This window comes from Streptomyces sp. NBC_01551, from assembly GCF_026339935.1.
Taxonomy (GTDB): domain Bacteria; phylum Actinomycetota; class Actinomycetes; order Streptomycetales; family Streptomycetaceae; genus Streptomyces.
Genome location: NZ_JAPEPX010000001.1, coordinates 1,757,601 through 1,779,704 on the forward strand (window position 1 = coordinate 1,757,601; position 22,104 = coordinate 1,779,704).

Genomic DNA, 22,104 nt, shown 5'->3' on the forward strand with positions numbered 1-22,104 from the left:
GCTTGCATGTCTGGCCAGTCGCTGCTCGTACCCGGCGAGCTCTCCCCCGCCCGTTCCGTCCCCGGCAACATCCGCCGGCCCGAGTACGTGGGCAAGCCCGCGCCCACTCCGTACACCGGACCGGAGGTGCAGTCGGCCGAGACCATCGAGGCCATGCGCATCGCCGGCCGGATCGCCGCCCAGGCGATGGAAGAGGCCGCCAAGCTCGTCGCCCCGGGGGTGACCACCGATGAGCTGGACCGGGTCGCCCACGAGTACATGTGCGACCACGGCGCCTACCCCTCGACGCTGGGCTACCGGGGCTTCCCCAAGTCCCTTTGCTCCTCGGTCAACGAGGTCATCTGCCACGGGATCCCCGACTCGACCGTCCTGCGGGACGGCGACATCGTGAACCTCGACGTGACCGCGTACATCGGCGGCGTGCACGGCGACAACAACGCCACCTACCTGTGCGGCGAGGTGGACGAGGAGTCGCGGCTGCTGGTGGAGCGCACCCGCGAGTCGCTGAACCGGGCCGTCAAGGCCGTGAAGCCGGGCCGCCAGATCAACATCATCGGCCGGGTCATCGAGTCGTACGCGAAGCGCTTCGGCTACGGCGTGGTCCGGGACTTCACCGGCCACGGCATCAACTCGTCGTTCCACTCCGGCCTGATCATCCCGCACTACGACAGCCCGCACGCCACGACCACGATCGTGCCCGGCATGACCTTCACGATCGAGCCGATGCTGACGCTGGGCACGCACGAGTACGACATGTGGGACGACGGCTGGACGGTCGTCACGAAGGACCGCAAGCGCACCGCGCAGTTCGAGCACACCCTCGTGGTGACCGAGTCGGGGGCGGAGATCCTGACGCTGCCGTAGGGCGGAGCGCGCGGTTCGGCGCGGCGGATGTTTTTACCGACAAGGCGTCGGGAACACATTGACTTAGGTAAACCTAAGTAGGAGGATCGGGTGTGGCGGCGGTGCCGCCACGCCTGCTCCTCGCTTTCTGGACTCCCCGGAGGTACGCCTTGGACGCCTTCTCGACGGTCATCCGCGTCGCGTCGCACGAGCAGCACACCGAGGCGGAGACCTCGACGTTCATGAGCGACCTGCTGGGCGGCCGGCTCGGCGTGGACGCCTACACGCGCTACACCGAGCAGCTGTGGTTCGTCTACCGGGCCCTGGAGGACGCGGCCGAGTCCCTCAAGGACGACGTGGTCGCCGGGCCCTTCATCCGGCCCGAGCTGATGCGCGTCGCCGAGATCGAGCGGGACCTAGCGCACCTGCGCGGACCGGGGTGGCGCGAGTCGCTGGTGGCGCTGCCCGCCACCGAGGCGTACGCGGCCCGGGTCGCCGAGTGCGCGGCCGGCTGGCCGGGCGGGTACGTCGCCCACCACTACACCCGGTACCTGGGCGACCTCTCCGGCGGCCAGATCATCCGGGACAAGGCCGAGCGCACCTGGGGCTTCGAGCGCAAGGGCGACGGCGTGCGGTTCTACGTCTTCGCGGACATCTCCAACCCGGCGGCCTTCAAGCGGACCTACCGCGAGCTGCTGGACGCGATCGCCGCCGACGACCTGGAGAAGCAGCGCATCATCGACGAGTGCAAGCGCGCCTTCGACTTCAACGGGGCGGTCTTCAACCAGCTGGGCGAGCAGTTCCGCCTGAGCGCGTAGCCGCCGCGGCGGACCGGGGAGGGCGCGGGCCTGCGGGCCCGCGCCCTTGTGCCGTCGGGCCCCGCGGCCCGGCTCAGTTCGCGAAGCGGACGCGGCCGCCTATCTCGACCGTGCCGTCCGGGCCGGGGGCGGTGAGGATCTGGGATCCGGCGCCCTGGGTGATGTTGAGGGCGCGGTTCAGCTCGGCGGTCAGCAAGATCGCCGCCGAACCGGTGGCCTCGTCCTCGACGATGGCCCCGTCGGGCCGGCGCGGGAAGCCCCGGGCCCGCACGCGCCCCGCCGTCTCGTCCTCCCAGGCCCAGGCGTACAGCCAGCCCTCTCCCGGTGGCGGGGCCGGCAGCGCCTCGACCTCGGCGGCGCTCGCGTACTGCTCGGTGCGCTTGCCCTCGACCCACTCCGGGCGGGCGGTGATCCAGGTGAACTCGCCGTCGTCGCGCGCCCATACGGATCCGGCGGGCGGTTGGAGCTCCTCGATGTCCAGCAGCCAGGCGACCCCGACCAGCGGGTGGCCCGCGAAGGTCATCCGGGTGCCGGGCGTGCGGATGTCGACGACCCCGCGTTCGGGGTCGTCGACGAACACCGTCTCGCTGTAGCCGAGTTCGGCGGCCAGCGCCTGCCGGGACGCGTCGTCCGGGCAGGTCCGGCCGTCGCGTACGACTCCGAGCAGGTTGCCGAACCGGCCGTCACCCGCGCAGAAGACCTTGATCACGTCCAGATCGTTCACGCGGGAATTCAAGCACGGCTCAGTTTCCGGCCGTACGCCGCCTGCGCGCGAGGTACACCGCGCCGGCGCCGGCGGCGATCACCGTGCCGGACGCGCCGAGCAGGGCCCCGGCGGGGATCTCGGCGCCGGTGGCGGCCAGGTTCCCGCCGACGCTGCCGCCACCGCCGACCGTGCCGCCGCCGCCCACGGTGCCACCCGTGGAGCCGGTGGAGCCGGTGGAGCCGGTCGTGGTGCCCGACGTCGGCGTGCCCGTCGACGTCGTCTTGGTGGGCGTGGCGGTCGGCAGGACGACGTCCTTCTCCACGGCCACGGCGAGGTTGACGTCGTCGATCCGGTCGCCCGCCTTGTACATGGAGCCGTTGGTGTCGTTGGTGAAGGCGGCCGCGCCCTCGGCCGTCAGGGCGGTCGGGACCCCGCCCAGGGAGAGCAGGCCTCCCTTCGTCTTGTAGTCGGCTTTCGTGAGGTCGAGGGTGGCGAAGGGGACGGCCGTCTTGGTGCCGGAGGCGTTCTTCACGTCCAGGAGCAGCGTGCCCTTGGCGCCCTCGGCGTTCACCTTGATGTTGCCGAAGGTCATGTCGATGCCGTGGGCCGCGAACTGGAAGCGCAGGTTGCCCTCGAACGCGGCGTTCAGCTTCCGCTTCTTGACGTCGAGTTCGCCCTTGCCGGCCACGAAGGAGAACGTGTCGCCGCTCTTGGCCGCGCCGCCCGCCGGGGTGATGGTGCCGCCCGCGCCCTGCACGTACGTGCGGAAGGACTCCTTGATGCCCCAGGTCAGCTTGCCGCTCAGGACGGGCTGCGGGCCGTCGGCCGGCGGGGCCGAGGCGGTCGTCGTCGGGGACTTCGTGGGCGCCGGGGAGGACGAGGCGGAGGTCGAGCCGGACGGGCCGGGCTCGGGCGCCGCGAACTCCAGCGCCGACGTCAGCGGGTCGCCCTTCAGGCCCGCGTACTGCGGGGCGCCGAGCTGGTCGGCGGCGTCCTTGGTGAGGGTGGTCTCCAGCTTGGTCATCACCGGGCCGGCGAAGGCCGCGTCCGCGAGCGGCACGTTCGGGGTGAGCACCCCGTTCTTGGTGATGTCGCCGGTGACCTTCTTCGTCCCGGTGTCGAAACGGAGGTTGCCGAGCTTCACGACGAACCCGTGGGCGGAGGCGTCGAAGACGACGGTGCCCTTGAAGGCGGCGGTCACGACGCGGGTGCCCTCGTCGTACTGGCCGGTGGCCGAGGCGAAGCGGAAGGTTCCGTCCGCGTTCCTCGTGGCGCCGTCCGTGGTGGTGATCGTGCCCTTGGCGGTCTTCTCTATGTACGTGCGGTACCGCTCCAGCAGGCCCCAGTCGAGGGTGCCGCCGACGATCGGCCTCGGCGCGGCGGCAGCGGCAGCGGCGGCCGGGGCCCCGCCGTTCGCCGTCGCGGGCAGGATGAAGGCGGTGGCGCCGAGGGCGGCCAGGGTGGCGATGGCGGCCGCGAGGGCGACGGAGCGGCGCTGGGACGACATGGCTGAGTACTCCTGGGGGCGGGGGACGGAGGGAGGGGGGTGGGGTGAGCGCCGGCCGTCAGGACCGGGGGGTGTCCGTGGGCCCCGGCTCGGGCGAGGAAGAGGAGGTCGAGGAGCCGTCCGCCGAGGCGGCGTCCGGGGACTCGGCTTCCGGGGCGGCGGAAGACGAACCCTCGGAGGCGGAGTCCTCCGGAGCCGGGGCAGAGGCCGGCGCCGGTTCGCGGCGCTTGCGGAGCGTCAGGAAGGCGACGCCGCCGGCCAGGACCAGGACGGCCACGCCGACGGCGATGTACGTCCCGGTGTCCGAGGACCCGTCGGCCGCATTCCGCGCCGGGGCCGGCGCGGCGGCGGACGCCGAGGAGGAGGAGGCCGTGGAGCCGAGGTCGGGAAGGGCCGGCAGGCGCGCGCCGGCGTCCAGCGCGACGGCGAGCGAGACGGGGTCCATCTCGGTGCCCGCCTTGTACATGGAGTTGAAGGCCCGGGAGCCGTCCTCGGTGAGGGTGGCGGGGGCCTCGGTGAGGGTGGCGAGGCCGCCCTCGGTCTTGAGGCCCTTGGCGTCGAACTCGACCAGCGGGACGGCGCTCTTCGTCGCGCCCGCGGTGGTGACGTCCGCGCTCAGGACGCCCCTGCCGCCTTGGACCTTGGCGGTCACCGCGCCGAGCTTCAGGTCGAGGTGGGCGCCGGTGAAGTGGACGGTGCCGGCGAACGCGGCGTCCAGGGCGCCCTTCTCGCCGTCGAACGAGCCCTTGCCCTGCCCGAAGCGGAACAGAGCGCCGCCGTCCCGGGCGCCGTCGGCGAGGGTCCACTTGCCCTGGCCGATGGAGCCGGTGACGTACTCGCGGAAGGTGCGCCGCACGCCCCAGTCGACGGCTGCGTCGACGAAGGCCCCCGGCGCCCGGCTGCCCTGCGGGGACGCGCTCCCGCTCGGCTGCGCGCTCGGCGACGACCCGGCGGGCGCCGAGGACTGCCCGCCCTCCGGCGCGGCCTTGACGTCGGCGGAGAGCGAGATCGGGTCGAGCTGCGCGCCGGCCGTGTAGTAGCCGGCGAAGGACTTGGCGCCCTGGGCGGTGAGGGTGACCGGGATGTTGGTCAGGGCGATCGGGCTGCCGCCGCCCGCCATGTTGACGCCGCCCAGGCCGAGCGAGGCGAAGGGCACCTGGGACTCGGTGGTGACCACGCCGGTGTCCTTGGCCTTGCTGGAGACATCCGCGTAGAGGGTGCCGCTGCCGCCGTTGATCTTGATGGTGGGGCGGCTGACGCTGAGGTCCAGTTCGTACGCGCCGTCCGGCTTCTGGTGGCCCTGGAATTGGACTCCGCCGCTGAACGAGGCCTCGAAGGCGCCGGTGTCGGGGTCGTAGGAGCCGGTGGCCGAGTGGAAGCGGAAGAGGCTGCCGCCGACCGTGGCGGCTCCGTTCTTCAGCTTGAAACCGCCTTTCGCGACAGGACCGGTGACGTAACTCTGGAATGACGATTTGATGCCCCAGTCGAGCCGACCCCCCTGAACGGTACGGCTCGCGGCGTGCGCGGCGGTGGCCGGAACCAGGGCCGTCAGCAAGGCCGCCAGGGTCGCCAGCAGGGCGACGGCGATAGCACGGGCGGGTCTTGCGGACATGAATGCCCCCTCCAGGGTCTGGCTAATAAGGTTAGGCTAACCTAAGCTAAACCAGTTGAGTGAGGAACCCCCGGGACCCCGAAACCTCGGCCGGAACCGGAGCCCGCTCCACCACCCCCGCAGCCCAGCCGGCCCACCCAGCCCAGCCCTCAGCCGGACGATCAGGACGGTGCCCTCGTGCCTACGCCCGCCGCGTCACCCCGCTTCCCCCGTCTCGCCGCCGCCCTCGCGGGCCTGGCGCTGGCACTGGCCGTGACCGGCTGCGGAGGTGCGGCCACCCAGGCGAACTCCCCCGCCCCCACCGCCTCGTCGATCCCGGACCGGGTCGAGCCGCTCACCCCGGCCCCCGCACCCGCCCTGCCGGTGACGGTGGCCTCGGCGGACGGCACCCGGGTGAGCGTCACCTCGGCGGACCGGGTGATCCCGCTGACCGGCAGCCTGAACGAGATCGTCCACACCCTGGGGCTCGGCGAGCGGGTCGTGGCCCGCGACATCACCGCCACCTTCGAACAGGCGGCGGGGCTCCCGGTCGTGACCCGGGGCCACGACGTCTCGGCGGAGAGCGTGCTCTCGCTGCGCCCGACCCTGGTCCTCGCCGAGACCACCTCCGGCCCCGCCGAGGCGATCCGGCAGATCCGCGACGCGGGCATCCCGCTGCTCGTGGTCTCCCCGGCCAAGTCCCTGGACGACGTACCGAAGCGCATCGAGACCGTGGCCGGCGCACTGGGCGTCAAGGACGCGGGGGCGCGGCTGAACGAGCGCACCGCCGAGCGGATCGCCGCCGCCCGCAAGGACATTCCGGCCGCCGCCTCCGGCAAGAAGCCCCGCGTCGCCTTCCTCTACCTGCGCGGCACCGCCTCCGTCTACCTGCTGGGCGGCTCCGACTCGGGCGCGGCCTCACTGCTGGAGGCCGCGGGCGCGGTCGACACCGGCAAGGCATCGGGGCTCGGCAAGGACTTCACGCCGATCACCAGCGAGGCCCTGGCGGCCGCCGCGCCCGACGCGATCCTCGTCATGACCAAGGGCCTGGAGTCCGTGGGCGGCCTGGACGGCCTCGTGAGGATCCCGGGCGTCGCGCAGACCCCGGCGGGCATGGACCGCCGCGTGGTCGCGGTGGACGACGGCGTCCTCCTCAACTACGGCCCGCGCACCGACCAGGTGCTGACCTCGCTGATCGACCAGCTCTACGGCAAGGCCTGACGTGACCCTCCCCAACACCGTCGGCCTGGCCGGCCGGAACACGGAGCTGCCGCCCGCGCGGCCGCCCGTCCGCAAGCGGCGCGGCGCCGCGCTGCTCACCGCCGCCCTCGCGGGCACCCTGCTCGTCGTCGCGCTGCTGTCCGCGGGCATCGGCGCGTACGAGATCCCCACCGGGGACGTACTCGCCTCCGTGCAGCACCGGTTGGGCCTCGGCGGGGCCGCCCTCGACCGGGTCGGGGAGAGCGTGCTGTGGAACGTACGGCTGCCGCGCGTGGTGCTCGCGCTGCTCGTCGGGTCGAGCCTCGGCTGCGCGGGCGCCCTGATGCAGGGGGTGTTCGGCAATCCGCTCGCCGAGCCGGGTGTCATCGGCATCTCGGCCGGCGCGGCCGTCGGCGCGGTCGCCGCGATCGGTCTCGGCCTCAGCTTCCTCGGCAACTGGACCATCACCGCGTGCGCGTTCGTCTCCGGCCTGGTGACGGTGGGCTCGGTGTACGTGCTGTCGCGCAACGGCGGCAAGACCGAGGTCGTCACGCTGATCCTCACGGGCATCGCGGTGAACGCCTTCGCCGGCGCCCTGATCGGCCTGTTCGTGTTCTTCGCGGACAGCGGTCAGGTCAACCAGATCACCTTCTGGCAGCTCGGCTCCCTCGCCCAGGCCACCTGGCCCAAGGTGCTCGCCGTGCTGCCCTGCGCCCTCGCCGGCCTGCTGATCGCCCCTCTCTACGCGCGCAAGCTGGACCTGCTCGCCCTCGGCGAGCGCCCCGCCCGCCATCTCGGCATCGACGTCGAGCGGCTGCGGCTCGCCCTGATCCTGGTGGTCGCGCTGCTCACGGCGGCCGCCGTCGCCGTCGCCGGAGTGATCACCTTCGTCGGGCTGCTGGTGCCGCACCTGCTGCGGATGGCCAACGGCCCCGGGCACCGCTTCCTGGTGCCGGGCAGCGCCCTGGCCGGCGCCGTGGTCCTGCTCGCGGGCGATCTGGCCGCGCGGACGATCGCCGCGCCGGCCGAGCTGCCGCTCGGTGTGCTGACCGCGCTGATCGGCAGCCCCTTCTTCTTCTGGCTGCTGCGTCGGACCCGCCGCAAGCAAGGGGGCTGGGCGTGAACGTCCTGTTCAGGAGGAACAAGCGGACGGTCCCGGCCCGGCCCGCGCCCGGCGCGCCGCTCGCGCAGGCCGCGGACCTCCACGTACGGCTCGGGCAGCGCGAGGTGCTGGCCGGCATCGAACTGACGGCCCGGGCCGGCGAGGTGCTGGCCCTGGTCGGGCCGAACGGCGCGGGCAAGTCCACGCTGCTGGCCGCGCTCGCCGCGGACCTTCCGGCGGCTTCCGGGGTGGTACGGATCGACGGGCGCCCGGTGGGCGACTGGTCGGCCCCGGACCTCGCGCTGCGCCGATCGGTGCTCCCCCAGTCGGCCGCGCTGTCGTTCCCCTTCCCCGTGGCGGACGTCGTGCGGATGGGCCGCGCCCCGTGGGCGGGCACCCCGTACGCCGACGCCGACGAGGAGGCGATCGCCGCCGCGATGGCCGCGACCGAGGTGACCGGCTTCGCCGAGCGCCCCTTCTCGGCGCTCTCCGGAGGCGAACGCGCCCGGGTCGCGCTGGCCCGTGTGCTCGCCCAGGGGGCCCCGCTGCTGCTGCTCGACGAACCCACCGCCGCCCTCGACCTGCGCCACCAGGAGCTGGTCCTGCGGATCTGCCGGGAGCGGGCCGCGGCCGGGGACGCGGTGATCGTCGTCCTGCACGACCTGGGCCTGGCTGCCGCGTACGCGGACCGGGCCGCCGTCCTGCACGACGGCCGGATCGCGGCGGACGGCCCGCCGGCCGAGGTGTTCGAGGACGCGCTGCTGAGCCGCGTGTACCGGCAGCCGGTGGAAGTCCTTCCGCACCCCCGGACGGGCGCCCCGCTGGTGGTCCCGGTCCGGGCTTGACCTCCGCTTGACCCTGCCATGGGGTCGTCATGAGGGCTCCGTGACGGCCCCGTGTCCGCCCTTCGACTGTGTGCGCTGAATCACTGGACGCGGCGGTATGGGTCAGGTAAGCCTCGGTTAAGTTAGGTCCGCCTCACTGGCCACTCCCCTCCGGGAAGGCCCCACGTCCGAAGCCCAGGAGCTCCCTATGCGCCCCGCCCGCCTCTCCGTTCTCACCGCGGCCGCCGTCGCGGCCGCGCTCACCGCCGTCACCGGCTGCGCCGAGAAGAGCGACTCCGCCGGCGGCGACGGCGCGATCCACGTGAGCGCCACCGACTCCGCGTGCGAGGTCTCCAAGAAGGAGTTCCCGGCGGGCAAGGCGACCATCGAGGTCGAGAACAAGGGCTCCAAGGTCACCGAGGTGTACGTCCTCTTCCCTGACGGCCGCATCGTCACCGAGCGCGAGAACATCGGCCCGGGCACCAAGGCCTCCATCACCGCCGAGATCAAGGCCGGCGACTACGAGATCGCCTGCAAGCCCGGCATGACGGGCGACGGCATCAAGCAGCAGGTCAAGGCCACCGGCAAGGGCTCCACCGAGAAGCGCGACCCCGCACTGGACGCCGCGGTCGCCGCGTACCGCACGTACGTCCAGCAGCAGGCCGACGAGACCCTCCCCAAGGCGCAGGCCTTCGTGGACGCCGTCAAGGCCGGTGACGTCGAGGCCGCCAAGAAGGCGTACGCGCCGTCCCGCATCGGCTGGGAGCGCACCGAGCCGGTCGCCGAGTCCTTCGGTGACATCGACCCGAAGATCGACGTCCGCGAGGACGGCCTGGAGGCGGGCCAGGACCCGGCGAAGGACTGGACCGGCTGGCACCGCCTGGAGAAGTCCCTGTGGGCCGACAACAAGATCGGTGACACCGAGAAGAAGCTCGCCGACACCCTGATGGCCGACCTCACCGACTGGACGAAGAAGATCGGCACGGCGGAGATCACCCCGACCTCGATGGCCAACGGCGCCAAGGAGCTCCTCGACGAGGTCGCCAGCGGCAAGGTCACCGGTGAGGAAGAGCGCTACAGCCGCACCGACCTGGTCGACTTCAAGGCCAACATCGAGGGCGCGCAGAAGGCGTACGAGCTGCTCAAGCCGGTCGCCGCGAAGAACGACCCGGCCCTGGCCGGCGAGCTCGACAAGCAGTTCGCCGCGATGACCACGCTGCTCGACAAGTACCGGGCCGACAAGTCGGGCTACGACTTCCAGTCGTACGACACGGTCAAGGACGACCAGCGCAAGGAGCTGTCGGACGCCGTCAGCGCCCTCGGGGAGCCGCTGTCCAAGCTGGCCGCCGCCGTCGTCAAGTAGCCCGCACCACCGGCATCAGAGGTGTCCGTCATGTCAGACGAAACCAACAGCAGCACCAGCCCCGGCCCCGAGGGCGACGGGAACACCACCGGCGCGCCCTCCCGTCGGGCCGTGCTCGGCTGGGGCGGCGCCGGGCTCGCGCTCGGCGCCGCCGCGGCGGGCGGCACCGTGGCCGCGCTCACCAGCGGCACCGGCACCGTCCCGGCCGGGATGACCGGCGAGGCGGTGCCGTTCCACGGCGCGCACCAGGCCGGTATCGCCAGCGCCGTCCAGGACCGGCTGCACTTCGCGGCGTTCGACGTGAAGACGAAGGACCGCGCCGAACTCGTCCGGCTCCTCCAGGACTGGACCCGGGCGGCCGAGCGGATGACCGCCGGCCTCCCGGTCGGGGAGGGCGCCGTCGGCGGCCTCCCCGAGGCCCCGCCGGACGACACCGGCGAGGCCCTCGGCCTCAAGCCGAACCGGCTGACGCTGACCGTCGGCTTCGGCCCCTCGCTGTTCGCCAAGGGCCGGTTCGGTCTGGAGGACAGGCGCCCCGAGGCCCTGATCGACCTGGAGCTGTTCCCCGGCGACAACCTGGACCCGGTGCGCAGCGGCGGCGACCTCTGCGTGCAGGCCTGCGCGGACGACCCGCAGGTCGCGGTGCACGCGATCCGCCAGCTCGCCCGGATCGGCTTCGGCAAGACCGTGATGCGCTGGTCGCAGCTCGGCTTCGGCAAGACCTCCTCGACCACCCCCGAGGAGCAGACGCCGCGCAACATGATGGGCTTCAAGGACGGCACCCGGAACATCTCGGGCACCGACACCGCGGCCCTGGACAAGCACGTGTGGGTGTCCGCCACGGACGCCCCGGGCGCCTCGTCCTGGATGGTCGGCGGCTCGTACCTGGTCGCCCGCCGGATCCGGATGAACATCGAGATCTGGGACCGCACCCCGCTCCAGGAGCAGGAGGACATCTTCGGCCGCGACAAGGCCGAGGGTGCCCCGGTCGGCAAGTCCAAGGAGCGCGACGAGCCGTTCCTGAAGGCGATGAAGCCGGAGGCGCACGTGCGCCTCGCCCACCCGGACACCAACGACGGCGCGACGATCCTGCGCCGCGGCTACTCCTTCACGGACGGCACGGACGGGCTGGGCCGCCTCGACGCGGGCCTGTTCTTCCTGGCCTACCAGCGGGACGTCCGCAAGGGCTTCGTGCCGATCCAGCGCAACCTGGCGAAGTCCGACGTACTCAACGAATACATCCAGCACGTGGGTTCGGCCGTCTTCGCCGTCCCGCCGGGCGTCCGCGACGCGGACGACTGGTGGGGCCGGGCGCTGTTGTCGTAGTCGCGGACAAGGGGAAACCACGTGTTCAGCAATTATCTGATCGGTCTGCGCGAGGGGCTGGAGGCCAGCCTGGTCGTCTGCATCCTCGTCGCCTACCTGGTCAAGACCGGGCACAAGGACAAGCTGGCCCCGCTGTGGGCCGGTGTGGGCCTGGCGGCGGCGCTGAGCCTGGCGTTCGGCGCGGCGCTGGAATTCGGCACGCAGGAGCTCACGTTCCAGGCGCAGGAGGCGATCGGCGGCTCGCTGTCGATCATCGCCGTGGGTCTGGTGACCTGGATGGTCTTCTGGATGAAGCGCACCGCGCGGCACCTGAAGGCCGAACTGCACGGGAAGCTGGACGCGGCCCTCGCGATGGGCACCGGCGCGCTGGTCACCACCGCGTTCCTGGCCGTCGGCCGGGAGGGCCTGGAGACCTCGCTGTTCGTGTGGCGCTCGGTGAAGGCGGCCGGTGACGGCGCGGGCCCGCTGACGGGCGTGCTGCTGGGCATCGCGTCGGCGATCGTGCTGGGCTGGCTGTTCTACCGGGGCGCCCTGAAGATCAACCTGGCCAAGTTCTTCAAGTGGACCGGCGGGATGCTCGTCGTGGTCGCGGCGGGCGTGCTCGCGTACGGGGTCCACGACCTCCAGGAGGCGGACTTCGTGCCCGGCCTGACGAACAAGGCCTTCGACATCAGCGCCACGATCCCGCCGGACAGCTGGTACGGGACGCTGCTGAAGGGCACGTTCAACTTCCAGCCGGATCCGACCTGGCTCCAGGTCGCGGTGTGGGTGGCCTACCTGGTCCCGACGCTGTTCCTGTTCCTCGCGCCGGGTCTGACCCGGCGTCCGGCCGCGCCCGCGCCGGCCGCCCCGCAGGACACCGGGGCCGGGCGCGAGGCGTAAGTCTCGCCGCCGGTCGTGGCGGATGCCCGACGGGGCCCGGACCAGCTCGGTCCGGGCCCCGTCGGCGTGTGCGGGCCCGCCGTCACCACAAACGGTCGACGGGCCCCGGGTACAGGGCGATGCGGGTCCCCTCGAACGCGGCGGCCCCGGCGTCCGGGGCGAGGAACTCCGCCAGGACCTCCTTGTCGAAGCCGGGCTCGTCCGTGGCCAGGGGGTCCGCGGGCGTTCCGCCCACCAGGACGGCCCCCGGCAGCCGGGTGAACCCGGCGGCCTCGTAGAACGGCGCCAGCGGCCGGTCGCAGCTGAACAGCACCAGGTCCAGCCCCGGTACGGCGGCCAGTTCGCGGCGCGCGGCCGCGACGAGCAGGGCGCCGTGGCCCCGGCCGCGCAGCGCCTTCCGGGTGACCACGGCGCTCAGCCCGGCCGCGCGGTACGTCCGTCCCGCGTGCCGGACCTCCTTGAACAGCAGCGCCAGCGAGGCGGCCACGGTGCCGTCGGCCGCGACGAGCAGCAGCGCGCGCGGGGCGAGGGCCGGGTCGTGCCCGGGTGTGGCGCCGGGCCAGGCCTCGCCCTCCAGGGCCGCGACCTGCCCGGCGAGCCCGGCGGGCACCTCGGCCTCGGCGAAGACGAGGACCTCCATGGCGGGGCCCTGCGCCGGAGCGGGGCCCGGCGGTCCGGGAGGCGGCGGCTCGGGAGGCGGCGTCATGCGATCCTCGTGCCCGCGCCGCCGACGCGGACGCGCGGGTCCCCGGACCGCAGCTCCACCGTCAGCACCCCGGGGCGGCCCATGTCCTCGCCCTGGTGGAGGGTGAGCACCGCGTCGGCCGGGACCAGGCCCCGATCGCGGGCGTACGCCCCGAACGCGGCCGCCGCGGCCCCGGTGGCGGGGTCCTCGACGACGCCGCCGACGGGGAACGGGTTCCGTACGTGGAACAGCGCCGGGCCCTCGCGGTACACCAGCTGGACCGTGGTCAGGTCCAGGCGCCGCATCAGCGCCTCCAGCCGGGTGAAGTCGTAGGCGAGGTCCGCGAGCCGGGCCCGGGTGCCGGCGCCGAGCACCAGGTGCCGGGCCCCCGCGTAGGCGATCCGGGGCTGGATCGCCGGGTCCAGGTCGGCGGCCGGCCAGTCCAGCGCGGCCAGTGCCTCGGCGAGGTCCGCCGGGGAGATCTCCTCGACGTGCGGCGCCACGCTGGTCAGCACCGCGCGCGGCGCGCCGCCGGCCGTCTCGACCGACACCGGCACCGTCCCGGCGCGGGTCGCGAACACCAGCTCGCCGGGGCCGATCCGCTCGGCCAGCGCCACGGCGGTGGCCACGGTGGCGTGCCCGCAGAAGGGGACCTCCGCCTTCGGGCTGAAGTAGCGCACGGTGAAGGCCCGCCCGGGCGCCGCGGCCAACCCGTCCGGGGGCGCGGTCAGGAAGGCGGTCTCGCTGTAGCCCAGCTCGGCGGCGATCCCCAGCATCGCGGCGTCGTCGAGCCCGGACGCGTCGAGGACGACCCCGGCGGGGTTGCCGCCGGCCGGGTCGTCGGAGAAGGCGGTGTAGCGCAGTACCTCGGTCGTCATGATCGGCTCAACCGCCCCACCGGGGCAGGCATTCCCGCCGCCGCGCGAACCCGCGCGGCGGCCCCGCGGACACCCGCTAGCCCCGCCCGATGTACGGCATCGCCGTCGCCATCACCGTCGCGAACTGCACGTTCGCCTCCAGCGGCAGCTCCGCCATGTGCAGCACCGTCCGCGCCACGTCGGCCGCGTCCATCACCGGCTCCACCGCCAGCTGCCCGTTGGCCTGGAGGATCCCGCTCTGCATCCGCTCGGTCATCTCGGTCGCCGCGTTGCCGATGTCGATCTGCCCGCACGCGATCCGGTACGGCCGCCCGTCCAGCGACAGCGACTTCGTCAGCCCGGTCATCGCGTGCTTGGTCGCCGTGTAGGCGATCGAGTTCGGCCGGGGCACGTGCGCCGAGATCGAGCCGTTGTTGATGATGCGGCCGCCCTGCGGATCCTGCGCCTTCATCACCCGGAAGGCCGCCTGCGCGCAGAGGAAAGCCCCCGTCAGGTTGACGTCCACGACCGAGCGCCAGTCCTCGTAGGCGATGTCCTCCAGCGCGACCCCGGCCGGGCCGAAGGTGCCCGCGTTGTTGAAGAGCAGGTCGAGGCGCCCGTACCGGTCCCGTACCGCCGAGAAGAGCGCGGCCACGTCACCCGGATCGCTCACGTCCGCCCGTACGCACAGCACGTCCGCGCCGTCCCCGGCCGCCGCGGCGGTCGCCTCCAGCGGCTCGGTCCGGCGGCCGGCCACGGCCACCGACCAGCCCGCGGCGGCCAGGGTGAGCGCCACGGAGCGCCCGATTCCGGAGCCGGCCCCGGTGACTACAGCGATCTTCTTCCCAGCTTCGTCCATGGGGCCGCAGGCTACGTCACACCGGGCATCCGGCCCTGGACGTTCCGATAGCTGAGAACATGGGTCGGTCAGGGGTGCGAAAAACACGATGAGAGTGGAGTCCGCATGTCGGAGAGAGCCCCCGCGACGGCGTCACAGCAGCCGTCGCCCGAGACGCCCTCTGCCCCCGTTCCCACCCCCCTGGCGAAGGCACGCCGTACCGGGCTGCTCGTCACCTTCGTGCTCGGCGGGCTCACCGCGCTGCCGCCGCTGTCCATGGACATGTACCTGCCGGCACTGCCGGAGGTCGCCAACGCCCTGCACAGCCCGGCCGCGACCATCCAGCTCACCCTGACGGCCTGCCTGGCCGGCATGGCGCTGGGCCAGTTGGTCATCGGCCCGATGAGCGACAAGTGGGGCCGCCGCCGGCCGCTGCTCACCGGCATGGTGGTCTACGTCCTGGCCACCGCGCTCTGCGCCCTCGCCCCGACCGCCGAGGTGCTGATCGCCTTCCGGCTGCTCCAGGGCCTGTCCGGCGCCGCCGCGATCGTCATCGCCCGGGCCGTCGTCCGCGACCTGTACGACGGTGACGAGATGGCCCGGTTCTTCTCCACCCTGATGCTCATATCCGGGACGGCCCCGATCATCGCCCCGCTCATCGGCGGCCAGGTGATGCGCTTCTCCGACTGGCGGGGGGTCTTCGCCGTCCTCACCGCCGTCGGCCTCGGGCTCACCGTGCTGGTGTGGCGCGGGCTCGGCGAGACCCTGCCGGCCGAACGCCGCCAGACCGGCGGCGTGGGCGCCGCGCTGCGGACCATGCGCGGGCTCCTCGCCGACCGGGTGTTCGCCGGGTACATGCTGGCCGGCGGGTTCGCGTTCGCGGTCCTCTTCTCGTACATCTCCGCCTCCCCCTTCGTGGTGCAGGAGATCTACGGTGCTTCCCCGCAGGCGTTCAGCCTGCTGTTCGGCCTCAACTCGGTCGGCCTGATCACCGCCGGCCAGATCAACGGCAAGCTGCTCGTCGGCCGGGTCAGCCTGGACAAGGTGCTGGCCTGCGGGCTCAGCGTCATCACCGCCGCGTCGGTGGCGCTGCTGCTGATGTCCACCGGGGTGTTCGGCGAGGTCGGGCTGGTCCCGATCGCGGCCGCGCTGTTCGTGCTGATGTCGGCGATGGGCCTGGTGCTGCCGAACACCAACGCGCAGGCGCTGATGCGCACCCCGCACGCCGCCGGAACGGCCTCGGCCCTGCTGGGCACCTCGTCGTTCCTGGTCGGGGCGATCGCCACCCCGCTGGTCGGGATCGCCGGCGAGGGCACGGCGGTGCCGATGGCGGTGGTCCAGGTGGTCTGCGCCCTGGTGTCGGCGGGCTGCTTCCTCGGGATGTGCCGGCCCTGGCGGGCCCGGGAGAGCGCGGCGGTCCCCACGGCGTGATGCGGCTGCCCGGCGCGCCGTAAACTTCGCAGGTGAACGCCTCCGCCTCCGCCCCCGCCACCACCGCCGAAACCCTCCGTTCCGCGCTGGGCGGGCTGCTCGACGGGTTGCCGCCCAAGCAGGCCTCGGCCGCCGTCGAGCGGCTGATCGCGAACTACCGGGGCACCACCCCGACCGACACCCCCGTCCTGCGCGACCGCTCCGACGTCGCCGCGTACGCGGCGTACCGGATGCCGGCCACCTTCGAGGCCGTCCGGTCCGCGCTGGACGGGCTGGCCGAGGCGGCCCCGCGGTGGGCGCCGGGCTCGCACGTGGACGTGGGCGGCGGCACCGGCGCCGCGACCTGGGCGGTGGACGCCACCTGGGACGGCCCGCGCGGAACCACCGTGCTCGACTGGGCCGAGCCGGCGCTGACCCTGGGCAAGGAGCTGGCGGCGGCCTCCGGATCCCCGGTGCTGCGCGGCGCCGACTGGCGGCGGGCCGTCATCGGCGCCGGTCTGGTGCTGCCCGAGGCGGACCTGGTGACGGTGTCGTACGTACTCGGCGAGCTGACGCCGGAGGCCCGCCGGGCCGTGGTCGCCGAAGCGGCGCGCGCCGGGCAGGCGGTGGTGCTGATCGAGCCGGGCACGCCGGACGGGTACCTGCGGATCCGCGAGGCGCGCGACCAGCTGATCGGGGCCGGGCTGCGGGTCGCCGCGCCCTGCCCGCACGACGGGACCTGCCCGATCGAGGTCGGTCAGGACTGGTGCCACTTCTCGGCCCGGGTCAGCCGGTCCTCCCTGCACCGGAAGGTCAAGGGCGGCTCCCTCCCGTACGAGGACGAGAAGTTCAGCTACGTGGCCGCGACCCGCTTCCCGGTGACGCCCGCCGCCGCCCGGATCACGCGGAAGCCGCAGATCCGCAAGGGGCTCGTCCTGCTGGACCTGTGCGGTCCCGAGGGCGGTGACGCGCCGGGGCTGACCCGGGCCACCGTGACCAAGCGCCACGGTGACCTCTACAAGGCGGCGCGGGACGCCGACTGGGGCCAGGAGTGGCCGCCGCCGGCGCCCGCTCCGTAGCGGCTACATCCGCAGCTCCTGGGTGCAGCACTTCACGCTGCCGCCGCCCTTGAGGAGTTCCCCGAGGTCCATGGGGATCGGCTCGAAGCCGCGGTCGCGCAGCGGCGCCAGCAGCCCGGTCGCCGCCTGCGGGAGCAGGACGTGCCGCCCGTCCGAAACGGCGTTGAGCCCGAGGGCCGCCGCGTCCTCGCCGTCGGCGATCAGGGCGTCCGGGAACAGCCGCCGCAGCACGGCCCGGCTGCCGGGCGAGAAGGCGGGCGGGTAGTACATGACCTCGTCGCCGTCGAGGACGCTGAGCGCCGTGTCCAGGTGGTAGTAGCGCGGGTCCACCAGGTCGAGGCCGATGACCGGCCGCCCGAAGAACTCCTGGGCCTCGTCGTGCGAGAGCGGGCTGGAGCGGAAGCCCCGCCCGGCCAGGATGTAGCTGGCGGTGACGGCGAAGTCGCCCTCGCCCTCGTTGACGTGGGACGGCTCGTGAACGTCCTGGAAGCCGTGGGTGCGGAACCAGTCGAGGTGGATCTCCGCCTCGGCGGCGCGCTCCGGGTAGGCGAACCGGGCTCCGAGCACCCGGCCGTCGACGACGAGGGCGCCGTTCGCCGCGAAGACCATGTCCGGCAGGGCGGGATCCGGGGTGAGGGTCTCCACGGTGTGGCCGAGGGCGCGGTAGCGGTCCCTCAGGTCCTCCCACTGGGCGTTCGCGATGGGCAGGTCCACCGGTTTCGTGGGATCCATCCAGGGGTTGATGGAGTAGGTCACCTTGAAATGTGCGGGTGCGCACATCAGGTAGCGCCGGGGTGTGGCGTCTCTGCGCAAAGAAGGCTCCTCACGACTCACGAAGCTGTGGAGAGAATCGTCTCTCCTCAAAGGGGACCGCGCAGTGAACTGACCGGGTGGTTTAAGGAATGACTCGAAGACGAGACGTCTCGGGTTGGTAGCGTGGCCGAATGAGCACCAAACCCCCGGCCACCAAGGCCACGAAGGCGCCGGACGCCGGACGCCGCAGCGACCGTTCCCGCCGCGCGATCCTCGACGCGGCGCTCGCGCTGCTCGGGGAGGTCGGATACAACAAGCTGACCATCGAGGCCATCGCGTCCCGGGCGGGGGTCGGGAAGCAGACCATCTACCGGTGGTGGCCGTCGAAGGCGGCGGTGCTGCTGGAGGCCTCGCTGACGCTGTTCGGGGACGCGGAGACCGAGGCCGAGTGGGCCGGCTTCCCCGACACCGGTGATCTCGCGGCCGACCTGAAGTCCGTCCTGCGGGCGACGGTGGACCAGTTCAACGACGAGAAGTACGCGGCCCCCACGCGCGCCCTGACGGCGGCCGGGGCCACGGATCCCGAACTCGGGGCCAGCTTCACCGAGCAGCTGCTGGAACCCCAGCTCGCCCTGTACGAGGCCCGGTTGCGCGCGGCGCGGGAGGCCGGGCAGCTCGCGCAGGAGACGGATCTGCGGCTGACGGTGGAGATGCTGCTCGGCCCGCTGACGTACCGCTGGCTGCTGCGGACGGGGCCGCTCACGCACGCGTTCACGGACGCGCTGGTGGACCGGGTGCTGGGCGGCGTCGCGGCCGGCGGCGTGGGGAAAGTCACCGGCTGACAGTTGACGGCTCATGCCGCCATTGGGGGCTCGTCGCGGCTTCCGGCCGGGAACTTATGGCCGATTTCTTATGATTTGTTGTGATGTCAGAGCGGCTGTCCGTGGGGCCCCGGTTGAGGAGTGCGGTCATCCGGGGCGCAGGATGGTGGGAGCATGTGAAGGTCTGCCGGGGCCAACGTTCAGGTGAGGGGATAGATGGGGTCTGAGTCCGGCCGCGTCAAACGCGGCGAGCAGAGCAGGATTTCGCAGTGGCTTCGCCTGCGGTCCAAACCCTCGGCCGAAGACCCCGGACGAGAACGCGAGGCCCTCCTCCTGGCCGTCGCCGCGGCGGGACTGCCGCTCGCCCCCGCCGCCCATCCGGCCGGCTACCGGTGTTCGTGCGACCGCATCGGCTGCCCCACTCCCGCGCGACACCCCGTCTCCTTCGCCTGGCAGACCCAGTCGACCACCGACCGCGCGCAGGTCGAACGCTGGGCGCGCAACGAGCCCCAGGCCAACTTCATCACCGCGACGGGCATGGTCCACGACGTCCTCGACGTCCCGCTCGAAGCCGGCCGCAGCGCGCTTGAGCGGCTGCTGGCCGCCGGCGTGGAGGTCGGCCCCGTCGCCGAGTCCGCCGGTACGGGCGACCAGGCCCGGATGCTCTTCTTCACCGCGACGCGCGGGACCCCCGAGGACGAGGACGAGTGGTGGCCGTGCGCGCTGGACTGCCACCCCGAGACGATGGACGAGCACCCGGGCCTGCGGTGGCACTGCCGCGGCAGCTACGTGCTGGTGCCGCCGGCGGCGTTGCCGGGCGACCACGCGGTGGCCTGGGTCCGCGGCATCGAACACCCCCTCCCGGACCCGCTCACCCTCCTGGAAACCCTGACGGACGCCTGCGCCACCTACGCCGACTCCAACACCCCGGCCACGGTCGCCTGGCCCTTGGGCCGCTGAACCCGCCACCCGACCCGGCCCCGCCGCCACGATCCAGCCTCGCCGGCGGGTCCGGGTTCTGCCCACGTCAGTGGATCTGGGTCACGACCACGTCGAGGGACCATGCCTTGGCCGCCTTCGCGGGCGGTTCGGCCTCGACCGCGTAGCCCAGGTCCCGCAGCGCCGCCACCAGCTCCGCCGGCGTCGCCGGAACGGCGCCCGCCACCAGCAGGTCCCGTACCAGCCGCCCCTTCGTCGCCTTGTTGAAGTGGCTGACCACCGACCGCTTCTCCACGCCGTCCACGATCTGCGAGTGCAGCACCCGCACCGTCGCCGCCCGCGCCGCCACCTCGCCCTTCGGCTTCCAGGCGGCCGCGTACGCCGAGGACCGCAGGTCCAGCACCAGCCCCTCCCCCGCCGCCTCCGGCATGACCTGCGCCATCGGCGCCCGCCAGTACGCGCCCAGCGCGCCCAGCCCCGGCAGCTTCACCCCCATCGAGCACCGGTACGAGGGGATCCGGTCCGTCACCCGTACCGCGCCCCACAGCCCGGAGAACACCATCAGGGAGTCGTCCGCCAGCGCCCGCGCGGCCTGCGGCAGGGAGGACAGCCCGAGCGCGTCGTACAGCACACCGGTGTAGATCTCCCCCGCCGGCCGCGCCACCGCGTCCCGCAGGCCGGCGTTCTTCGCGACCTCGCCCCGCAGCCCCTCGCTCAGGCCCAGCACCTCACGCGCCTTGAGCTCGTCGCCCGCGCACAGCTCGACCAGTTCCTCCAGCACCGCCGCCCGCGCCCCGGCCAGCCCCGGCAACGACAGCGACCCCGGCTCCAGCGGTGCGCCGGACCCGCCGGCGGCCTTTCCCTCGGAAGGCGGCAGCAGCACGAGCACGGTGGTTCTCCTTCACTACAAACACGGCGCAGGGGGTGCGGCCCCCGAGCCAGGGTAGACCGCTCGCCGCGCCGCCACCGCCGTCCCGCCCTACGCTCGACCCATGCCACGCCGTCATATGCACATGACCGGCGCAGACGGGGCTGCCCTGCGGGCCGCGCTGCGCGAACTGCGGACGACACTGCACGTGCCCGGCGAATTCCCGGCCCCCGTGCTCGCCGAGGCCGAGCGGGCCGCCCGCGAGCCCCGGCTCCCGGACCTCGACGCCACCGACATCCCGCTCTTCACCATCGACCCGCCGGAATCCCGCGACCTGGACCAGGCCATGCACCTGGCGAAGCGCCCGGCCGGCGGCTACCGGGTGCACTACGCCATCGCCGACGTCGCCGCGTTCGTCACCCCGGGCGGGGCCCTCGACGCCGAGGCGCACCGGCGCGTCAACACCCTCTACTTCCCCGACACCAAGGTCCCCCTGCACCCGGCGGTGCTCTCCGAGGGCGCGGCCAGCCTGCTGCCCGGCCAGACCTGCCCGGCGCTGCTGTGGACGTTCGACCTGGACGGCGCCGGGCGCGTGGAGAGCACCGAGGTCCGCCGGGCGCTGGTGCGCAGCCGGGCCAAGCTGGACTACGACGGCGTCCAGCAGGCCATCGACTCCGGGACCGCCGACGAGTCCCTCGCGCTCCTCAAGGACGTCGGCCGGCTGCGCGAGGCCCTGGAGCGGGAGCGGGGCGGCGTCTCCCTCAACGTCCCCCAGCAGGAGATCGTCGCGCGGGACGGCTCGTTCAGCCTGGTCTACCGGGCCCCGCTCCCGGCGGACGGCTGGAACGCCCAGATCTCCCTGATGGCGGGCATGGCCGCCGCCCAGCTGATGCTGGACACGGGCGCGGGCATCCTGCGTACCCTCCCCAACGCCCCCGACGGGGCGGTCGCCCGGCTCCGGCTGACGGCGAAGGCCCTGCGGATCGACTGGCCGCACCACGTGTCGTACGCGGAACTCGTGCGCTCCCTCGACCCGCACCTCCCGGCGCACGCCGCGTTCCTCCAGGAGGCCACGACCCTGCTGCGCGGCGCCGGGTACACGGTGTTCACCGACGACCGGATCCCCGATCCCGTGGTCCACGCCGCCGTGGCGGCCCCGTACGCGCACTGCACCGCGCCGCTGCGCAGGCTCGTCGACCGGTACGGCGGTGAGCTGTGCGTGGCGGCGGTGGCGGGGGCCGAGCCCCCGCAGTGGGCGGTGTCGGCGCTGGAGGCGCTGCCGGGGCGGATGGCGGAGGGCGGCAAGCTGGCCGCCAAGGCGGAGCGGGAGTGCGTGGACCTCGTCGAGGCGGCCGTGCTCAAGGACCGCGTCGGGGAGACCTTCGACGCGACGGTGATCGACATCGAGGACGGCGAACCGCTCGTCGGCACCGTGCACCTGGAGGAGCCGGCGGTGGTCGGCCGCGTGAAGTCGCCGTCCGCGAAGCTGCCGCTGGGCGAGCTCATCCGGGTCCGGCTGACGCAGGCGAACCCCGGTACCGCGAAGATCCTCTTCGCCCCGGCCTGACGCGCGTCGGCCGGGGTCCCGCGCCCCGGCCGTCCCGGTCCCCGGCCGTCCCGGTCCCGCGGGCCCGCCGGCTCTGGTCCCGGGCCGCGCCGCCTGTCATCATCTGCGCACCGCGCGCGGTGGGG

At 73.3% G+C, this 22,104-nt stretch carries 21 protein-coding genes; 13 read left to right on the forward strand and 8 right to left on the reverse strand.

What is annotated here, in order from left to right; all coding sequences use genetic code 11:
- Positions 1 to 6: 6 nt before the first annotated feature.
- On the forward strand, positions 7 to 864 hold the full coding sequence (gene map / locus OG982_RS07855; protein WP_266788518.1) for a type I methionyl aminopeptidase: 858 nt from the start codon (positions 7 to 9) through the stop codon (positions 862 to 864).
- A 149-nt stretch (positions 865 to 1,013) separates the two neighbouring features.
- Entirely contained in the window at positions 1,014 to 1,661 is a 648-nt protein-coding gene (locus tag OG982_RS07860) for a heme oxygenase (biliverdin-producing) (protein ID WP_266788517.1), read from the forward strand.
- A 73-nt stretch (positions 1,662 to 1,734) separates the two neighbouring features.
- On the opposite strand, the gene OG982_RS07865 is transcribed toward OG982_RS07860, so the two are convergent.
- Genes OG982_RS07865 through OG982_RS07875 form a run of 3 tightly spaced genes read right to left on the reverse strand, consistent with a single transcriptional unit; the run spans position 1,735 to position 5,486 of the window.
- Positions 1,735 to 2,385 carry a PhzF family phenazine biosynthesis protein gene (locus OG982_RS07865; RefSeq protein WP_266788515.1) on the reverse strand — a complete coding sequence of 217 codons (651 nt, stop codon included), beginning with the start codon at positions 2,383 to 2,385 and terminating at the stop codon, positions 1,735 to 1,737.
- Between the two features lie 19 nt (positions 2,386 to 2,404).
- Positions 2,405 to 3,874 carry an HtaA domain-containing protein gene (locus OG982_RS07870; RefSeq protein WP_266788514.1) on the reverse strand — a complete coding sequence of 490 codons (1,470 nt, stop codon included), beginning with the start codon at positions 3,872 to 3,874 and terminating at the stop codon, positions 2,405 to 2,407.
- A gap of 58 nt (positions 3,875 to 3,932) precedes the next feature.
- Positions 3,933 to 5,486, reverse strand: a complete 1,554-nt coding sequence (locus tag OG982_RS07875) for an HtaA domain-containing protein (protein WP_266788513.1) — start codon at positions 5,484 to 5,486, stop codon at positions 3,933 to 3,935.
- A 177-nt stretch (positions 5,487 to 5,663) separates the two neighbouring features.
- Between OG982_RS07875 and OG982_RS07880 the strand changes: the two genes are divergently transcribed.
- The 6 genes from OG982_RS07880 (at position 5,664) to efeU (ending at position 12,162) form a co-directional block, all read left to right on the forward strand.
- The gene (locus OG982_RS07880; protein ID WP_266788512.1) at positions 5,664 to 6,686 is read left to right on the forward strand and encodes a hemin ABC transporter substrate-binding protein; all 1,023 of its coding nucleotides are present in this window, start codon (positions 5,664 to 5,666) and stop codon (positions 6,684 to 6,686) included.
- A gap of 91 nt (positions 6,687 to 6,777) precedes the next feature.
- A complete protein-coding gene (locus OG982_RS07885) occupies positions 6,778 to 7,788 on the forward strand; it encodes an iron ABC transporter permease (protein WP_266792124.1) in 1,011 nt (336 codons plus the stop codon).
- The gene (locus tag OG982_RS07890) at positions 7,785 to 8,612 is read left to right on the forward strand and encodes a heme ABC transporter ATP-binding protein (RefSeq protein WP_266788510.1); all 828 of its coding nucleotides are present in this window, start codon (positions 7,785 to 7,787) and stop codon (positions 8,610 to 8,612) included. The genes OG982_RS07885 and OG982_RS07890 overlap by 4 nt, the downstream gene beginning before the upstream one ends.
- A 187-nt stretch (positions 8,613 to 8,799) precedes the next feature.
- The gene (efeO, locus tag OG982_RS07895) at positions 8,800 to 9,954 is read left to right on the forward strand and encodes an iron uptake system protein EfeO (RefSeq protein ID WP_266788508.1); all 1,155 of its coding nucleotides are present in this window, start codon (positions 8,800 to 8,802) and stop codon (positions 9,952 to 9,954) included.
- Positions 9,955 to 9,984: 30 nt separating this feature from the next.
- Positions 9,985 to 11,280 (forward strand): iron uptake transporter deferrochelatase/peroxidase subunit, encoded by a 1,296-nt coding sequence (efeB, locus tag OG982_RS07900; protein WP_266788506.1) that lies wholly within the window; start codon positions 9,985 to 9,987, stop codon positions 11,278 to 11,280.
- A 21-nt stretch (positions 11,281 to 11,301) separates the two neighbouring features.
- Positions 11,302 to 12,162: an iron uptake transporter permease EfeU gene (efeU, locus tag OG982_RS07905; protein ID WP_266788504.1), complete on the forward strand. Its 861-nt coding sequence runs from the start codon at positions 11,302 to 11,304 to the stop codon at positions 12,160 to 12,162.
- 82 nt (positions 12,163 to 12,244) lie between these two features.
- Here efeU and OG982_RS07910 read toward each other — a convergent pair whose 3' ends face one another.
- The 3 genes from OG982_RS07910 to OG982_RS07920 all read right to left on the reverse strand — a co-directional run bounded on the left by OG982_RS07910 (position 12,245) and on the right by OG982_RS07920 (position 14,563).
- Positions 12,245 to 12,868 (reverse strand): GNAT family N-acetyltransferase, encoded by a 624-nt coding sequence (locus tag OG982_RS07910; RefSeq protein WP_266788502.1) that lies wholly within the window; start codon positions 12,866 to 12,868, stop codon positions 12,245 to 12,247.
- Entirely contained in the window at positions 12,865 to 13,725 is an 861-nt protein-coding gene (locus OG982_RS07915) for a PhzF family phenazine biosynthesis protein (protein ID WP_266788500.1), read from the reverse strand. The genes OG982_RS07910 and OG982_RS07915 overlap by 4 nt, the downstream gene beginning before the upstream one ends.
- A gap of 76 nt (positions 13,726 to 13,801) precedes the next feature.
- Positions 13,802 to 14,563 (reverse strand): SDR family oxidoreductase, encoded by a 762-nt coding sequence (locus OG982_RS07920; RefSeq protein WP_266788498.1) that lies wholly within the window; start codon positions 14,561 to 14,563, stop codon positions 13,802 to 13,804.
- A gap of 105 nt (positions 14,564 to 14,668) precedes the next feature.
- On the opposite strand from OG982_RS07920, the gene OG982_RS07925 reads away from it, so the two are divergent.
- Together OG982_RS07925 and OG982_RS07930 are read left to right on the forward strand one after the other, a co-directional pair.
- Positions 14,669 to 15,973 carry a Bcr/CflA family multidrug efflux MFS transporter gene (locus OG982_RS07925; RefSeq protein ID WP_266788496.1) on the forward strand — a complete coding sequence of 435 codons (1,305 nt, stop codon included), beginning with the start codon at positions 14,669 to 14,671 and terminating at the stop codon, positions 15,971 to 15,973.
- Between the two features lie 32 nt (positions 15,974 to 16,005).
- Positions 16,006 to 17,031: a small ribosomal subunit Rsm22 family protein gene (locus tag OG982_RS07930; protein ID WP_266788494.1), complete on the forward strand. Its 1,026-nt coding sequence runs from the start codon at positions 16,006 to 16,008 to the stop codon at positions 17,029 to 17,031.
- A 3-nt stretch (positions 17,032 to 17,034) separates the two neighbouring features.
- Here OG982_RS07930 and ddaH read toward each other — a convergent pair whose 3' ends face one another.
- Positions 17,035 to 17,844, reverse strand: coding sequence for a dimethylargininase (gene ddaH, locus OG982_RS07935; protein ID WP_266788492.1), 810 nt, complete (start codon positions 17,842 to 17,844; stop codon positions 17,035 to 17,037).
- Between the two features lie 131 nt (positions 17,845 to 17,975).
- Between ddaH and OG982_RS07940 the strand changes: the two genes are divergently transcribed.
- Positions 17,976 to 18,626, forward strand: coding sequence for a TetR/AcrR family transcriptional regulator (locus tag OG982_RS07940; protein ID WP_266788490.1), 651 nt, complete (start codon positions 17,976 to 17,978; stop codon positions 18,624 to 18,626).
- A gap of 195 nt (positions 18,627 to 18,821) precedes the next feature.
- Entirely contained in the window at positions 18,822 to 19,565 is a 744-nt protein-coding gene (locus tag OG982_RS07945) for a bifunctional DNA primase/polymerase (RefSeq protein WP_266788488.1), read from the forward strand.
- Between the two features lie 67 nt (positions 19,566 to 19,632).
- Here the strand turns inward: OG982_RS07945 and yaaA are convergent, their stop codons facing one another.
- Positions 19,633 to 20,433, reverse strand: a complete 801-nt coding sequence (gene yaaA, locus OG982_RS07950; RefSeq protein ID WP_266788486.1) for a peroxide stress protein YaaA — start codon at positions 20,431 to 20,433, stop codon at positions 19,633 to 19,635.
- 103 nt (positions 20,434 to 20,536) lie between these two features.
- Between yaaA and OG982_RS07955 the strand changes: the two genes are divergently transcribed.
- Positions 20,537 to 21,979 (forward strand): RNB domain-containing ribonuclease, encoded by a 1,443-nt coding sequence (locus OG982_RS07955; protein ID WP_266948204.1) that lies wholly within the window; start codon positions 20,537 to 20,539, stop codon positions 21,977 to 21,979.
- The last annotated feature ends 125 nt before the right edge of the window (positions 21,980 to 22,104 follow it).

Coding starts and splice junctions, on each gene's coding strand:
- map (WP_266788518.1), top strand. CDS start 7: ATGTCTGGCCAGTCGCTGCTCGTACCCGGCGAGCTCTCCCCCGCCCGT.
- OG982_RS07870 (WP_266788514.1), bottom strand. CDS start 3,874: ATGTCGTCCCAGCGCCGCTCCGTCGCCCTCGCGGCCGCCATCGCCACC.
- OG982_RS07875 (WP_266788513.1), bottom strand. CDS start 5,486: ATGTCCGCAAGACCCGCCCGTGCTATCGCCGTCGCCCTGCTGGCGACC.
- efeO (WP_266788508.1), top strand. CDS start 8,800: ATGCGCCCCGCCCGCCTCTCCGTTCTCACCGCGGCCGCCGTCGCGGCC.
- efeB (WP_266788506.1), top strand. CDS start 9,985: ATGTCAGACGAAACCAACAGCAGCACCAGCCCCGGCCCCGAGGGCGAC.
- OG982_RS07910 (WP_266788502.1), bottom strand. CDS start 12,868: ATGACGCCGCCTCCCGAGCCGCCGCCTCCCGGACCGCCGGGCCCCGCT.
- OG982_RS07915 (WP_266788500.1), bottom strand. CDS start 13,725: ATGACGACCGAGGTACTGCGCTACACCGCCTTCTCCGACGACCCGGCC.
- OG982_RS07920 (WP_266788498.1), bottom strand. CDS start 14,563: ATGGACGAAGCTGGGAAGAAGATCGCTGTAGTCACCGGGGCCGGCTCC.
- OG982_RS07925 (WP_266788496.1), top strand. CDS start 14,669: ATGTCGGAGAGAGCCCCCGCGACGGCGTCACAGCAGCCGTCGCCCGAG.
- OG982_RS07940 (WP_266788490.1), top strand. CDS start 17,976: ATGAGCACCAAACCCCCGGCCACCAAGGCCACGAAGGCGCCGGACGCC.
- OG982_RS07945 (WP_266788488.1), top strand. CDS start 18,822: ATGGGGTCTGAGTCCGGCCGCGTCAAACGCGGCGAGCAGAGCAGGATT.
- OG982_RS07955 (WP_266948204.1), top strand. CDS start 20,537: ATGCCACGCCGTCATATGCACATGACCGGCGCAGACGGGGCTGCCCTG.